At 54.2% G+C, this 13704-nt stretch carries 13 protein-coding genes; 9 read left to right on the top strand and 4 right to left on the bottom strand.

The genetic code is table 11. The features are described 5' to 3' along the window. A complete protein-coding gene (gene pucL / locus BXP70_RS07555; protein WP_086593428.1) occupies positions 1-846 on the bottom strand; it encodes a factor-independent urate hydroxylase in 846 nt (281 codons plus the stop codon). Between the two features lie 57 nt (positions 847-903). On the opposite strand from pucL, the gene allB reads away from it, so the two are divergent. From allB to BXP70_RS07520, 7 genes are all read left to right on the top strand, one after another. After that, positions 904-2238 carry an allantoinase AllB gene (gene allB, locus BXP70_RS07550; RefSeq protein WP_086593427.1) on the top strand — a complete coding sequence of 445 codons (1335 nt, stop codon included), beginning with the start codon at positions 904-906 and terminating at the stop codon, positions 2236-2238. An 81-nt stretch (positions 2239-2319) separates the two neighbouring features. Continuing rightward, a complete protein-coding gene (locus tag BXP70_RS07545; protein WP_086593426.1) occupies positions 2320-3558 on the top strand; it encodes an allantoate amidohydrolase in 1239 nt (412 codons plus the stop codon). Between the two features lie 101 nt (positions 3559-3659). Further along, positions 3660-4406 (top strand): (S)-ureidoglycine aminohydrolase, encoded by a 747-nt coding sequence (allE, locus tag BXP70_RS07540; RefSeq protein WP_086593425.1) that lies wholly within the window; start codon positions 3660-3662, stop codon positions 4404-4406. Positions 4407-4416: 10 nt separating this feature from the next. Next, positions 4417-4923, top strand: coding sequence for a 2-oxo-4-hydroxy-4-carboxy-5-ureidoimidazoline decarboxylase (gene uraD / locus BXP70_RS07535; protein WP_086593424.1), 507 nt, complete (start codon positions 4417-4419; stop codon positions 4921-4923). Then, positions 4920-5258, top strand: a complete 339-nt coding sequence (gene uraH, locus BXP70_RS07530) for a hydroxyisourate hydrolase (protein WP_086593423.1) — start codon at positions 4920-4922, stop codon at positions 5256-5258. Before uraD ends, uraH begins: the two co-directional genes overlap by 4 nt. 122 nt (positions 5259-5380) lie before the next feature. Next, positions 5381-6817 carry a DUF6986 family protein gene (locus BXP70_RS07525; RefSeq protein WP_086593422.1) on the top strand — a complete coding sequence of 479 codons (1437 nt, stop codon included), beginning with the start codon at positions 5381-5383 and terminating at the stop codon, positions 6815-6817. 121 nt (positions 6818-6938) lie between these two features. Beyond that, positions 6939-8393, top strand: a complete 1455-nt coding sequence (locus tag BXP70_RS07520) for a glycoside hydrolase 5 family protein (protein ID WP_245849553.1) — start codon at positions 6939-6941, stop codon at positions 8391-8393. A 185-nt stretch (positions 8394-8578) separates the two neighbouring features. Here BXP70_RS07520 and BXP70_RS07515 read toward each other — a convergent pair whose 3' ends face one another. Further along, complete coding sequence (locus BXP70_RS07515; protein ID WP_086593421.1) at positions 8579-9598, bottom strand: SDR family oxidoreductase; 1020 nt, start codon at positions 9596-9598, stop codon at positions 8579-8581. 251 nt (positions 9599-9849) lie between these two features. Then, positions 9850-10401, bottom strand: a complete 552-nt coding sequence (locus BXP70_RS07510) for an NUDIX hydrolase (protein WP_086593420.1) — start codon at positions 10399-10401, stop codon at positions 9850-9852. 472 nt (positions 10402-10873) lie between these two features. On the opposite strand from BXP70_RS07510, the gene BXP70_RS07505 reads away from it, so the two are divergent. Next, positions 10874-11554: a carboxypeptidase-like regulatory domain-containing protein gene (locus tag BXP70_RS07505; RefSeq protein ID WP_143436409.1), complete on the top strand. Its 681-nt coding sequence runs from the start codon at positions 10874-10876 to the stop codon at positions 11552-11554. Positions 11555-11695: 141 nt separating this feature from the next. On the opposite strand, the gene BXP70_RS07500 is transcribed toward BXP70_RS07505, so the two are convergent. After that, entirely contained in the window at positions 11696-12724 is a 1029-nt protein-coding gene (locus BXP70_RS07500; RefSeq protein WP_086593418.1) for an LLM class flavin-dependent oxidoreductase, read from the bottom strand. Between the two features lie 539 nt (positions 12725-13263). Between BXP70_RS07500 and BXP70_RS29405 the strand changes: the two genes are divergently transcribed. Next, on the top strand, positions 13264-13692 hold the full coding sequence (locus BXP70_RS29405; RefSeq protein ID WP_143436408.1) for a hypothetical protein: 429 nt from the start codon (positions 13264-13266) through the stop codon (positions 13690-13692). Positions 13693-13704: the final 12 nt, after the last annotated feature.

Here is a 13704-nt window from a genome sequence, read left to right as displayed (position 1 = left end):
TTACTCCCGCACCACCGTGCCGGTGATGTAGCCAAACGGCTCATCCGTGGCCATAAAAACCTCATTCTTGTTTTCCATCCCAAACTGCTCTAGGTTGAAGGGAATGTGGTGCTTATTAGGCATGATGAGGCTAACTTCCTTCACCACGTCATTTGCCAGTAGAATTTGCTCACCGATAGCATACAGGGTTTGCTGCACCGAAAGGCTCTTGTGATGGGCAAACGTGTGGAGCAGCGACGTGCGGATCTTGTGGTAGGTGGCTTCAAAATCAAGGTCGGTGGTAGTATACTCCCACGTGGCCTCGCACTTGGTGGCTAGGATGCGGTCGGAGGTTTCTTTCAAGACCGTGTATTGATCTTTGATGTAATTCTCAAAGCCGGAGTCAGTCGTTTTTAGGAGCAATAAATCTTGCAGACCGGAAGAAACCTGCGCGCCAGCGGCTGTTTGCGTGATAAGGGTACGGCGCTTTTCGGTGCTGCCGCCGGTGAAAGAATGCGTGTGCGCCGCTCCGTCGAAAGCCATGCGCTGCCAGGTGTGCTCAAGAATCTCAATTCTGGCTTTGCTGACCTGTGGGTTATTACTGATGAAATGATTCGCTAGGTGAAGGCCAAACTCCTCAATGGTGTTGGTGAAATGCTCTTTGGCTAGCACATACACCGTATTTTTTTGGGTATCGGTGGGTAAAATCTTAGCATTGTCGCCGAGGGTGTGCGCGGTGTCAAAGTCGCCCTCCAAGGCCACATTCACCGACACCTGGCGAAACTCGTGGTGGTCGGCGTGCCGGATGATTTTGGACAGGTTGACCGCGTTTTTGCCGTAGGCATTGGTTCCCAATTTTATATTCATCTTGTTCAGCTTTCTTTTGAGGCGAGGCTTACAATCTAGAGAAAAACCGCACACCACATGCCCGAATTAGCCATAAAAAGTACGCGCACGATCACGCCAACGGGTTTGCAAGCAGCCTTGGTTCTACTAGCAGACGGCCGCATTGCGGATGTAATGCCCATCGACACGGTAGTGGATTGTCCCGTGCTCGACGTGCAAGACCTCGCTCTGCTACCCGGCGTCATCGACCCGCACGTGCACATCAACGAGCCGGGCCGCACCGAGTGGGAAGGCTTTAACACGGCCACCCGCGCCGCTTTGGCCGGCGGCCTCACCACGCTCGTGGACATGCCCCTGAACTCGGCCCCCGTGACAACTTCCGTGGCGAATCTGGAGCAAAAGCTAGCTGCCACGCGCGGGCAACTGCACACTAATTGTGGTTTTTGGGGCGGCATCGTGCCTGGCAATGCGGGCGAAGTGGAAGGGCTGATTGCCCGCGGCGTGCTTGGTTTCAAAGCCTTCCTGACGCACTCCGGCATCGACGATTTCCCGAACGCCACCGAGCAAGACTTGCGGCAAGTGATGCCCATCCTAGCGCGGCATGGCTTGCCGCTGCTGGTGCACTGCGAACTAACCACGGATGATAACACCTGGAAGCTTAGCGACAAACGCTCCTACCAGAACTACCTAGCTTCCCGACCAAAAAGCTGGGAAGACGAAGCCGTGGCTCTCATGATTCGGCTGTGCGAGGAGTACAACTGCCCTACGCATATTGTGCACTTATCATCATCTAATTCCATTGCGCCGATTGCTGCTGCCAAAGCCAACGGCTTGCCACTCACGGTCGAAACGGGCCAACATTATCTTTTCTTCAGCGCCGAAGACATCCAGGATGGCCAAACGCAATTCAAGTGCGCCCCACCGATTCGGGAGAGGGCCAACAACGACCAGCTCTGGGATGCCCTGCAAGCCGGCATCATCGACTTTGTAGCTACCGACCACTCCCCTGCGCCGCCCGATTTGAAACAGCTCGAAAGCGGCGACTTCACGACGGCCTGGGGCGGTATTGCCTCCTTACAGCTCGCCTTGCCCGTGCTCTGGACGGCCGCCCAGCCACGCGGCGCCACCCTTTCCGACCTAGCGCGGTGGCTGAGCGAGAACCCAGCGAAGCTGATCGGGCAAGCGCACTGCAAAGGCAAAATCGCGAAAGGTTATGATGCGGACCTCGTTGTGCTAAATGCCAATCAATCCTTTCGGGTAACGGCCGACCTGATTCACCACAAACACAATGTGTCGCCTTATATTGGTCAGGAGCTACGCGGTGTGGTGGAGCATACCTTTTTGAAAGGCAAGTCTGTGTACCAACGCCCGACATTCGCGCAGCTCCACCAAGGCGAAATCATTACCCGTTAGCCGCTGGCGTCAGTTCGCGCAGCAGCCCGTTGAACAACTCAGCGCCCGCTGCGCGAACCAGCACCTATACCTAAATACGAAGTGAATACCTACGAAACCCGTGCCGCGCGCATCATGCAGCGCATTCAAGAGCTAGCTACCATCAGCGAAAACGAGCAGGGTGTGACGCGCACTTTCGGCACACCGGCATTTCTAGCTGGCCGCGCCCTGGTGCAACGCTGGATGGAAGCCGCCGGCTTAGCCGTGCGCGTCGACAGCATCGGCAACCTGCGCGCCCGATTCGTGAGCCCGAACCCTGCGGCCAAGACCTTCGTGCTGGCTTCCCATATCGATACGGTGGTGAATGCGGGCAAATTCGACGGTCCGCTCGGGGTGCTACTCGGGCTGGATATGCTGGAGCAGCTAGTGCAGCAGCAAGCCCAGCTACCCTTTCACATCGAGCTGATTGCCTTCAGCGACGAGGAAGGCGTGCGCTATCATACCACCTACCTAGGTAGCAAAGTGGTGACCGGCGCCTTTGACCAAAGCTTGCTGCACCGACGAGATGCCAAGGGCATAACACTCGCGGACGCCATCACCACCATGGGTGGCAACGTCGAGCAGCTAGCTTCCGACGCTATGCCGGCGGCCGATTGGCTCGGGTACTTTGAGGTGCACATCGAGCAAGGGCCGGTACTCTGGGAGCGGGATATTCCGGTAGCGGTGGTCACGGCTATTGCCGGGCAGCAGCGCGTAGAAGTCACGTTCCGGGGCATGGCCGGCCACGCGGGCACCGTGCCCATGAATATGCGCCAAGATGCCTTGGCTGGCGTAGCGGAGTTTGTACTGGCGGTGGAGCACTTTGGCCTCGTGCACAAGGAAACTATTGTTGCCACCGTGGGCAAGCTCGACATACGCAACGCCGCCAGCAACGTGATTCCCGGCGAGGTGACGTGCAGCCTCGACCTGCGTAGCGCCGACCCCACCCGCCTAGCTTCCGCCTACGACGCGTTGCGTGCCCAAACTGAAGCCATTGCACGCCGCCGCAACCTAGGCCTGCATTGGGACCTCATCCAGTACACCGCCCCTATCACGTGCGACGCTGGCCTGAACAACCTGCTCGCCCAGGCCATTACCGAATCCGGCTACGAAGTTGTGCCATTGGTGAGCGGGGCTGGCCACGATGCGGTACCCATTTCGGCCGTATCGCGCGCTACGATGCTATTTGTGCGTTGCTTTAAAGGCATCAGTCACAATCCGCTGGAGAACGTGGAGGAGCGCGACCTTGCCGCCACCCTGCAGGTGGTCGACCGCTTTCTTTCCTCAGTCATTTCCTTTTAATTGTCGTTCCGAGCTAAGCGAAGAAACTGATTTACCGACCTAGGTCATGTGCTCAGATTCCTTGTTTACCTCAGAATGACATTCCTCTGCTATCTTATTTCATGGAAATTTCCGCTCTCACTCGTTCCGTTGTCAAGCGCAACCACGCCGTCATTGCCCCAGATGGCTACGTCAACAGCAACGTACCTGGCTGGACTAACTGCACCGTCAACGTTATCATCAACGAGCAGATGGGTGCACGCCTGTCCCAGACCATCATCAGCCTGCGCGACGGCGGCCGGCTGGAAGGCAAGACCCTAGCTTCGCAAATCTTCTTCTACGTGGTGGAAGGCCAGATTGAAGTGAACGTATCGGGCGAGCAAAAGACGCTGACGCAGAACCAGTTTATATACGTGCCAGTCGGAAAGGAATACTTGTTTCAAAACCCTACGGAAGGTACCCAGCTTCTCACCTTCCACAAAGTATATGAGCCACTGGAAGGCTACGCCGTGCCGGGTGTCGTTTTTGGTGAGAAGGATGATAGCAAAGCCCCCATTTTCATGAACGACGAGGCCTTGCGCATCCAGGAGCTGCTGCCGAACGAGCTAGGTTTCGACATGGCCGTGAACATCTTCACCTACGACCTAGGTGGTCACCTGCCCATGGTCGAAACGCACATCATGGAGCACGGCTTGCTTTATCTGCAAGGCCAAGCCGTGTACATGCTCGATCAGGAGTGGTACCCCGTCAAGAAGGGCGACTCGATCTGGATGGCGCCTTACTGCCAGCAGTGGGCCACGACCATGGGCAAAGAGCCTTCGGTATACATCTACTACAAGAACGTCAACCGCTTCCCGACGGTGGTGTAGCTGAAGAACAATGACCCTCGCCGAACTCAACCGACTCGACAAACCCACCCTAGCGCTTACCCTCGGCAAATGCTGCGGCGCCATGGCCTGGATAGAAGACATGTGCCAGATCTTCCCCGTAGCAGATGAACACACCCTGTTTACCCAAGCCCGCGACATTTGGTACAACCTAGGCGAAAGTGACTGGCTCGAAGCCTTTACCCACCACCCCAAAATTGGCGATATCAACTCCTTAAAAGAAAAGTTTGCCAGCACCCGCGCTTGGGCCTCTGGCGAGCAAGGTGCCGTGCAGCAAGCGTCTCAACAAGTGCTGGAGGACCTCGCCGAAGGCAACCGAGCCTACGAGGAGAAGTTCGGCTACATCTTCATTGTGTGTGCCACGGGCAAGTCGGCGGCAGAAATGCTAGCCTTGTTGCAAGCTAGGCTGCTAAACTCGCCCACGGAGGAAATCAAGATTGCGATGGGCGAGCAAGCCAAAATCACTCAAATTCGTCTGGAGAAATTGCTAGCCGCATGAGCCAACTCACCACCCACATTCTGGATACAACCCGCGGCAAACCGGCGCAAGGCGTTTCCATCATTCTATACAGCCAGCACGAAGACACCTGGCAAGAGCTAGCCCGCGGCACTACCAACCAAGATGGCCGCATCACAGACCTTTTACCCAAAGAACAGCTCCTTGCCTTTGGCACCTATAAGCTAAAATTTCTCACGCAGGCATACTTCGATCAGCTAGGGACGAACACATTTTACCCTCTCGTGGAAATTATCTTCTCGGTTCAGACGCAAGAGCACTACCACGTGCCTTTATTGTTGAACCCCTTCGGCTACTCTACCTACCGCGGCTCCTGAACAAGGTAGAGACACACTAGTTGGAGCCTCCACGTTGACCCAACCGACCTAGGGTAACCTAGGTAAACAACATCAGCAACGAGAAGACGCAAGCTATTGCGTCTCTACATTCCTCCCTCCGCATGAAGCTCAGCATACAAGATTCTGATAAAGAACAACTTCTAGATCAATTAGGCGTTGCCAACCTTAAATTCCAGCAAACCTATCCCGGCGATAAGCCCGACCGCCAACCCGTGCACACCGTGTACGGCGGAGCCAATCTGTTCAAGGCCGACACCTGCGTGCGGATGGGCGATATTGCCCTGAACAACCTCCGCACCTACGCGCCCAACTTCGCGGAGCTAGCTAGGGTGCTGCAACTCAAGAACTACGAGCACCTGCCGACGCTAGAAAAAGACATTGCCGACCTAGCCGCCCGGCTCGACGCGATGACCGAAGCGGAGCGTAAAAAAGAGCACGCGTGGCTAGCTTATTCAGTCTATAATAAGATGGTGAAGAAGCTCAAGACGGAGCCGGTCGAAGACTTCCGCATTGACTTCGAAGATGGCTTCGGCAACCGCCCCGACGCGGAGGAAGATGCCACCGCCGTGCAAGCCGCTAGCGAAGTGGCCGTGGGCATGCAGAACGGTACCCTCTCTCCTTTTATCGGCATTCGTATCAAACCGTTCACGGAGGATTTGAAGGCCCGCGGCGTGCGTACGCTCGATATCTTCCTGACCACGCTCTTGGAGAAAACCGGCGGCAAGCTGCCTAACAACTTCGTGGTGATGCTGCCCAAAGTGACTATTCCGGAGCAGATGACTACGATGGTGCGCCTGTTTGAGCTGCTGGAGAAAGCCAACAACCTAGCTCCGGGCACCTTGCGCATGGAGACGATGGTGGAAGCCACCCAAATCATCATGGATGAGGAAGGCCGCAATCCACTTATGCGCATCATTCGGGCGAGTGAAGGCCGGTGCATTGCCGCGCACTTTGGCACCTACGACTACACGGCCTCGGCGGGCATCACGGCCAAGTACCAGACCATGGCGCACCCCGTCTGCGACTTCGCCCACCACATGACCAAAGTGGCCCTCGGCGGCACCGGCATCTTCCTCTCCGACGGCGCTACCAACGTGATGCCCATTGGTCCGCACCGGGGTGAGCACCTCAGCTTCGAGCAGCAAAAGGAAAACCGCGACTCGGTGCACAACGCGTGGCGCCAGGGATTTCACCATACCACCCACTCACTCATCAACGGCCTCTACCAAGGCTGGGACCTGAACCCGGCTCAACTGCCCATGCGCTACGCCGCCACCTACAACTTCTTCCTGAGCAGCTACGACGACGCCGTGTTTCGCCTTAAAACCTTCGTGGAGCGCGCCGCCATTTCCACCCTCACCGGCGACATTTTCGACGACGCGGCTACGGGCCAGGGATTACTCAACTTCTTCCTGAAAGCGCTGAACTGCGGCGCCATCACGGAAGAAGAAATTGTAGCCACAGGGCTTACCAAGGAAGAAATTAACACCCGTTCCTTCTTTCGCATTCTGGAAGGGCGGCGCCAAAAAACGGCATAAAGCACCACAGGAACGTACCACGGCGCGTTCGTCGTTGCACAATAAACTGGGCAAGTTTGCTTAGTTGGTGCAGACCACGAACGCGCCGTAGCGCGTGTTCCTACCCTATTTTTTCTTTACAATGCAACTGCTTGACGCCGTAAAAGCACCCATAACCAAAACCCCACTCCCCAAAGCGAGCTTACCCTGGATTCAAGTGGCGCCCGACGCGCCGTACTTTATCACCGAAGAAGGCCAAAACTGGACGCCCATCGGGCAGAACGACGCCATTACCTGGCCGGACTTTGCCGGTTTATTCCGACGCAAAAACCTGGCGGCCGTGGAAGGACACCTCGCTTGGCTCGCGGGCCATGGGGTGAACTGCTTGCGTTTTATGCTAGAGTACTGCCAAACCGAAAATCGCTACCTCGAGCGGCCAGCAGGGCAGTTTCAGCCGAATATGGTACGCCTCTGGGACGACCTGTTTGCCCTCTGCGAGCAGTACGGCATGCGCGTGCTACTTACGCCCTACGACACATTCTGGATGTGGATTCGCTGGCATAAACACCCGTACAACCAAGCCAACGGCGGCCCATGTTCCGACCGGCGGCGGTGGCTGCTGTGCCCTGCTACCCTAGCCGCCATTAAGAACCGGCTGACCTTTGCCACCGAACGCTGGGGCGGCAGCGGGGCACTATTTGCCTGGGACCTGTGGAACGAAATTCACCCAAACCACGCTGGCAACAGCACCGCCGCGTTCTACGACTTCATCAGCGAAATCAGCAGCCACTTGCGAGCGGTGGAGATGCAATGTCACGGCCGCACGCACCCCCAAACCGTGTCCTTATTCGGCCCCGTGCTGCACGACCATCCGGGCGTAACGGACGTCATCTTTCGGCATCCGCAGCTAGACTTCGCCTCGACTCACTTCTACGACGCAGCTACTATCGACAACCCTAAGGATACCATTAGCTCGGCTATTTGCACCGGTGCGCTGGTGCGCGAAGCGCTAGACCACTTGCACATACCTAGGCCCTTCTTCGATAGTGAACACGGCCCGATTCACACCTTCAAGGATCGTCGCCGCACCCTGCCGGCACCGTTCGATGACGAGTATTTTCGCCATATGCAATGGGCACACCTAGCTTCGGGCGCCGCTGGTGGGGGCATGCGTTGGCCAAACCGTCACCCCCATGTGCTGACCCACGGTATGCGCGCCGCCCAGCGCCGCCTAGCTAGCTTTGTCAACCTGATTGACTGGTCGCGGTTTCGGCGGCGCAACCTCAACCAGGAGTTGCAGCTTTCGACCGCTGCTTTTGCTAAGTTCGCCTGCGGCGACGCCGAGCAAGCCGTGGTGTGGCTCTTGCGGCAAGACAGCACGACTAAGCGGCCAGGCACCATCATGAAAAACGCGAAACCCGTTCCTGTTCAGTTGACCGTACCCGGCCTACACGCTGGAAGGTACGTTGTCCATTTATGGGATACACTAGCCGGTAAGGAGCTAGGTCAGTTGCATGCAGAAACCTTCGACAACAGCCTAACTATCGACCTGCCACCCATCCGAGCCGACCTGGCGTTGGCCATTATTAAGTCGTAGAACCAGCGCTATGGCGTGTTTGGTGTCGGCTCGCCTAGGCTATGAGTGCTGCCCAGCGCCTTGTTGACTAGGAGCGTGCCGTGGTGCGCTCTTACCGTCTTTTTGCCAACTAACCTAAAACACAAACGGCTGTCATTCCGAACTAGGAACGACAGCCGTTTGTGTTTTCATCAATAAGCTAGCTTCTATTGCTTGCTTTTGCCGTCTTTACCGTTCTGCAAAGCCAGCACCGTTGTGCCAAGCACAGCTGCCATGGCAACCCCGGCCAGAACTGGGTGAATGGTGGCGCGGGTGTACAGGCTCTTGCTCATCACGTAGCCAGGGTGGTCACCACGCACATGGCCATCGTAGCTAGGTTGGTGAAGCGAGCCAGCGGGGTTGCGTGGTGCCTCGTCTCGGGCTTGCAGCTTCATCGTTACCTTCTCATTGACAAAGTCCATGAAGCTTGGTACGTTTTTATTCAAGCTGCTCATCATTTTCCCACCCCCACCAATATAAATGTCACGCTCGGGATGAGCTGCGGCGTGCAAAATGGCCACGGCCACTTCCTCTGGTTGGTACACGGGTGGCGGCAGCTTCGGCTCCTTATCCATGTAGTTTTTGGCATGCTGCGGAAAAGGCGTATTGATAGCCGACGGCTTGATGAGCGTCACCGAAACTGGCGCTTTCTCCTCTTCCAACTCAATACGCAATGCATCGGTGAAGCCCTTGATAGCGTGCTTGCTGGCCGAATACATGCCCTGCAAAGGGAAGGCAATGTCCGAAGCCACGCTCCCTAGGTTAATAAGCGCGCCACCGTGTTGTTTCAGATGTTTTACAGCTTCTAAAGAACCGTATACAACGCCCCAAAAGTTAGTGTCGAACATGCGGCGGCTGTCTTCGTGCGTCACCTCCTCTAGGCGCCCCCAGATGGAAGCGGCTGCGTCGTTAACCCACGTATCGAAGCCGCCGAACTGCGTTTTCGCGGTTTGGGAAATGCGTTCAATGTCCTCAACATTCCCCACATCAGCCACGACAACAGCGACCTTGCCGCCGTTGCTGCGGATTTCTTCCGCTATGCGGTCTAGGTCTTCGCCGCTACGAGCGGCCAGCACCACGTTGGCGCCTTTCTTGGCGGCCCCTTTGGCCGTGGCCAAGCCGATGCCACTGGTGGCACCGGTAATAACAATCGTCTGCTGATTGAGTGGTTTTAATTTGGTTGCCATTTGCTTGGTAGATCTGGTTGTGCAATCGTGCCAGGCAGGCCTGCCGGTCTACTTCGCACTTCCCTGTTCAACGCTTCCGGGTCAGAACAGTTACTGTTCAGCTAGAGCTTGAGTCGCTTAATGCTGCTTTTAGCGTCGGTTGAGTTTGCATAACAGCAATTGCCTTGAAACAGCTTTGCGCAAAATAGCCTAGGCTAGTTCCTGCGTTTCAGGAGCTAGCCTAGGCTATCAATAAATCAGAAAAAGGCCTTTTACTGCAACTTACGCAGGGCTAACAAGCACAGCGCCACCGAGCCCGCGACGCGAATCTGCCCGTTGAGCACCATTTCCTCTACTTCGGCAAGTGGCACGCGTAGCACTTCGATGTTCTCAGTTTCGTCAAGATCTTGCGCAGCCACTTGGCGGGCGTTGCGCGCCAGAAAGAAGTAAATACGATTCGTGTCTTTCGTAGGGTTATCCATCACTTCCAACACTTGCTCGATGCTTTCTGGCGCGTAGCCAGTTTCCTCCAGCAGTTCACGTTTGGCAGCCTCGATGGGCAAGTTTTCGCCCTCATCGATAACGCCACCGGGCAACTCAATCAGTATCTCGCCAGCTGCATGCTTGTACTGCCGCACAAATAACACATGGTTGTCATCGGTTAGGGCAAAGGTGAGTGCTACGTTGCGCCGCACGCTGACAAAGTAGTCGTCGAGTACTTGACCAGTAGGCAGCTCTACATGGTCGCGCCGTAAGGTGTACCACTTGTGATCAAAAACGATATCTGATTTCAGCGTCTTCCAACGCGCTATGTCATTTGACATGAGAAGATGAGTATTTGGTAATGGCACTAAGATATAAGGAGCCGAAGGTAAACCGAAGCTCGAAAGAGCTAAAGATGATATTAACTATTGAAAAAATTTAAATATTCCTTGATTTTAACAAGGTCAACTACCTACTATCAAACCAAGAAAAATGCTAACTAACTGCAAGTATATATTTTATAGGATTATTTTTTTTATACAAAATCCATTACTTAAATATGTTCGTACATTCAATTCCCAAGCACGGAATTAGAGTCTAATTTTAGGAAAACAAACATGCTTCTTTTCCCAATTACAACCCAGATATCCTCGCATTCACCTAGTATCACTGGGAGTTGATCGAAACAAAAACATAGTATTTTATCGATTTACTACCTTTGAATCACAATAAACGCAGAAACACTTCCTCACATACTCTTTTTTAGTAGTATCCCCTTCTTCTTCTCGCACTCTCTATTTGCACTTTCCCAAAATGAAACTCAACGCTTCCCCCTTCCACGCTACTACCGGTCAACTTCTTCCTGCTTACCGTGACGCTTATTTGCGCGGCGACCTATCTAGCAAAAATACAGAGCTCGTAGACGCCTATATTAAAGCCAATAGCCAACAAGCTGACGCTACACTGCGCCGCTTTCACGAAATGAAGAACCTCGGCCACGACGTGAAAGCAGTAGGCTGGGTACAACGGCAGTTTGACCTGATTCGCACCGAGCCTCAGCGCTTCCGTCAACGCGCTGCCACAATGGTAGTAGGTGCTGCACTAGTGGGTAGCGCCGTATTTGCCGGCTCCAGCCGCCCAACAACTGCCGAAGCGACGGCTCCCGTTGTCGCCCCGATGGCTGCTACTGAAACCGAAGCTTCTGCCAGCTTGCTGCGCGTGGCTACCGTACGTGGCCGCATCCTTGATGAAGAAGGTAAACCGCTGGTAGGCGCAACCGTACTTCAGAAAGGCAGCTTCTACGGCGTGAGTACCGATGCCAAAGGCGAATACACACTGCGCGTGCCTGCTAACCAGCCTGTGACCCTACAATACGGTTATGGTGGCTACGCCGATGAAGAAGTAAAAGTAAAAGGTGGCACCACCGAAAACATGACCCTCGTACCTCGCACAGAAGAGGCGAAAGTGAAAAAGCATCGCTGGTTCATCTTTTAAGAATGCGCGCTAGCTGATTAGCTATTCACATCCTAACTAATCAGTACAGCCAGATATAAAGAGGAACAGGCCCTGAGAAATCTCAGGGCCTGTTCCTCTTTATATCTGGTGTAAGTATGTAAACCACATGTGGGTGTCATTCTAGCTTCGTAGTAAAGGCGCTACCCGCGTACCGAGCAAGTCGATGGCTTCCAGCAGTCTGGTATGCGGCAACGTAGCAACATCCATTTGAAACGTCACCCGCGTGATACCCCCTAGGGCTTCGCTGTGGCGTCGAATTTTATCTGCTACTTCTTCCGGATTGCCTACTAGCAGCGCGCCGAGTGAACCAGCTTGTGCATCAAATTGGGCGCGAGTAACGGGAAGCCCGCCCCGCTCCCGCGCTCGACTAGAGAAAGTGTGCGCGTACCCCGGGTAGAATTCCTCTCTAGCTTGTTCAGTCGTTTCGGCCACGTACCCGAGCGAGTGCAAACCCACCGGTAACTGCTCAGGTGAATAACCAGCTCGGCGGCCAGCCTCCCGGTACAGATCAACTAACGGACGAAAACGGTGGGTGTCGCCACCGATAATTGCTACCATCAATGGTAACCCTAGCGTCCCTGCCCGTGCGAAAGATTGGGGCGTACCACCTACGCCTAGCCAAATTGGCAGAGGCTGCTGCACGGGCCTAGGATAAATACCTTGTCCATTCAAAGCAGGACGAAACTTGCCTTTCCACTGCACACGCTCCTGCTCCCGAATAGTGAGTAGCAGCTCTAACTTCTCAGTGAACAGCGCGTCATAATCATCTAGGTTGAAGCCAAAGAGTGGAAAGGCTTCGATGGACGAACCCCGACCTACTACCATTTCAGCCCGACCTTGTGAGATTAGGTCGAGGGTAGCAAACTCCTGAAACACGCGTACCGGGTCGGCAGCACTGAGTACAGTTACGGCGCTAGTCAGCCGGATGCGTTTGGTACGGGCCGCAGCGGCAGCGAGGATAACCGCTGTAGCTGAGTCCAAGTATTCTGGGCGATGATGCTCGCCAATACCGAAAACATCGAGCCCTGCTTGGTCCGCCCGCTCAATACGTTCCAAAAGCTGCGCTATTGCTTCTGCGCCACTGAGGGTAGTGCCGGTGCCATTATCCAGTAGGGTTGCAGCAGCAAAGCTATCTATTCCAACTTGCATAAAATTCGCTATTAAAGAGTAGTGACCAACGGTTGAGGCTGACACTTTGAGTATTCCTATTCTTTACGCTTTCGGGCATGGTGCTCTATCAATTTATCCCAGCAAGCCATAAGTGTTGCGGCCGGTTTCGTTGCTGCGACTTATGTAACTGTTCAGCTACCTCGCAAATGTACAGTTCATACCCGTTTTCCTGGCTTCGCTTAAGATCTGACAAGCAGTTGGCGCATTAGCATTTAGCCCATATTCATTAATAAAACGCTGGTGTTAGTAGCAGGTAACAAAGACACTACCGCATAGCTAGGTTACAGGCTAGAAACAGATGAACTAAATAGCTCGCCCAACTATGCTGGGTTATGACGTTAAGTTACATCTGCTGTGTTATGACCAATCTTTTAAATTAGCCGTTGGGCGGCTGTTAGAAGTAACTTCACTAGCCTTTTAAACTATTAACTGGGTTTTCAGTCATATCACCAAGTTGCTCATGGATGCCAACGAGTTACGCAAGGTATTTGCAGGCTTCTTACTTCTACTTTATTATAATGGCTACATTTTACGCTCAACCTACTAAGACTCCACACTTTACGAATGTAGTAGGTAATATCTATTACGCTTCTCAAGGCTATATACAGTTACAATGGAATGCTGAGCGAATCCACCTTTCTGATTTACAAGCGTTTTATGAACAAGCACTTACGCTATTAGATAGTACTAGCTGTCGAAAGATCTTATCTGAACACGGCCAACGTCAGCCTTTAGCAGCAGCGGCTCAACATTGGCTTGCCCACGAATGGATTCCACGTGCAATGAAGCAGGTGCGCGTGGAGTATTGTGCTATCGTAGATGGAAGCAACCCTATGCACCGACTATCAACCCAAACGGTAATTACGGACGCACCTGCTGAGTTTGTCTTCAAGCGCTTTACTACCATTGGCGAAGCAGAAGCTTGGCTAAGTAGCTTGCCCAATTAGCAGGCTTTGGAA

It is taken from the genome of Hymenobacter crusticola (assembly GCF_002154225.1).
GTDB classification, from domain to species: domain Bacteria; phylum Bacteroidota; class Bacteroidia; order Cytophagales; family Hymenobacteraceae; genus Hymenobacter; species Hymenobacter crusticola.
This window is presented reverse-complemented; position numbering and strand designations above follow the sequence as displayed.

Bases quoted from the DNA above. Each gene is read 5' to 3' on its own strand.
- pucL (WP_086593428.1), bottom strand. From the start codon at position 846: ATGAATATAAAATTGGGAACCAATGCCTACGGCAAAAACGCGGTCAAC.
- allB (WP_086593427.1), top strand. From the start codon at position 904: ATGCCCGAATTAGCCATAAAAAGTACGCGCACGATCACGCCAACGGGT.
- allE (WP_086593425.1), top strand. From the start codon at position 3,660: ATGGAAATTTCCGCTCTCACTCGTTCCGTTGTCAAGCGCAACCACGCC.
- uraD (WP_086593424.1), top strand. From the start codon at position 4,417: ATGACCCTCGCCGAACTCAACCGACTCGACAAACCCACCCTAGCGCTT.
- uraH (WP_086593423.1), top strand. From the start codon at position 4,920: ATGAGCCAACTCACCACCCACATTCTGGATACAACCCGCGGCAAACCG.
- BXP70_RS07525 (WP_086593422.1), top strand. From the start codon at position 5,381: ATGAAGCTCAGCATACAAGATTCTGATAAAGAACAACTTCTAGATCAA.
- BXP70_RS07520 (WP_245849553.1), top strand. From the start codon at position 6,939: ATGCAACTGCTTGACGCCGTAAAAGCACCCATAACCAAAACCCCACTC.
- BXP70_RS07515 (WP_086593421.1), bottom strand. From the start codon at position 9,598: ATGGCAACCAAATTAAAACCACTCAATCAGCAGACGATTGTTATTACC.
- BXP70_RS07510 (WP_086593420.1), bottom strand. From the start codon at position 10,401: ATGTCAAATGACATAGCGCGTTGGAAGACGCTGAAATCAGATATCGTT.
- BXP70_RS07505 (WP_143436409.1), top strand. From the start codon at position 10,874: ATGAAACTCAACGCTTCCCCCTTCCACGCTACTACCGGTCAACTTCTT.
- BXP70_RS07500 (WP_086593418.1), bottom strand. From the start codon at position 12,724: ATGCAAGTTGGAATAGATAGCTTTGCTGCTGCAACCCTACTGGATAAT.
- BXP70_RS29405 (WP_143436408.1), top strand. From the start codon at position 13,264: ATGGCTACATTTTACGCTCAACCTACTAAGACTCCACACTTTACGAAT.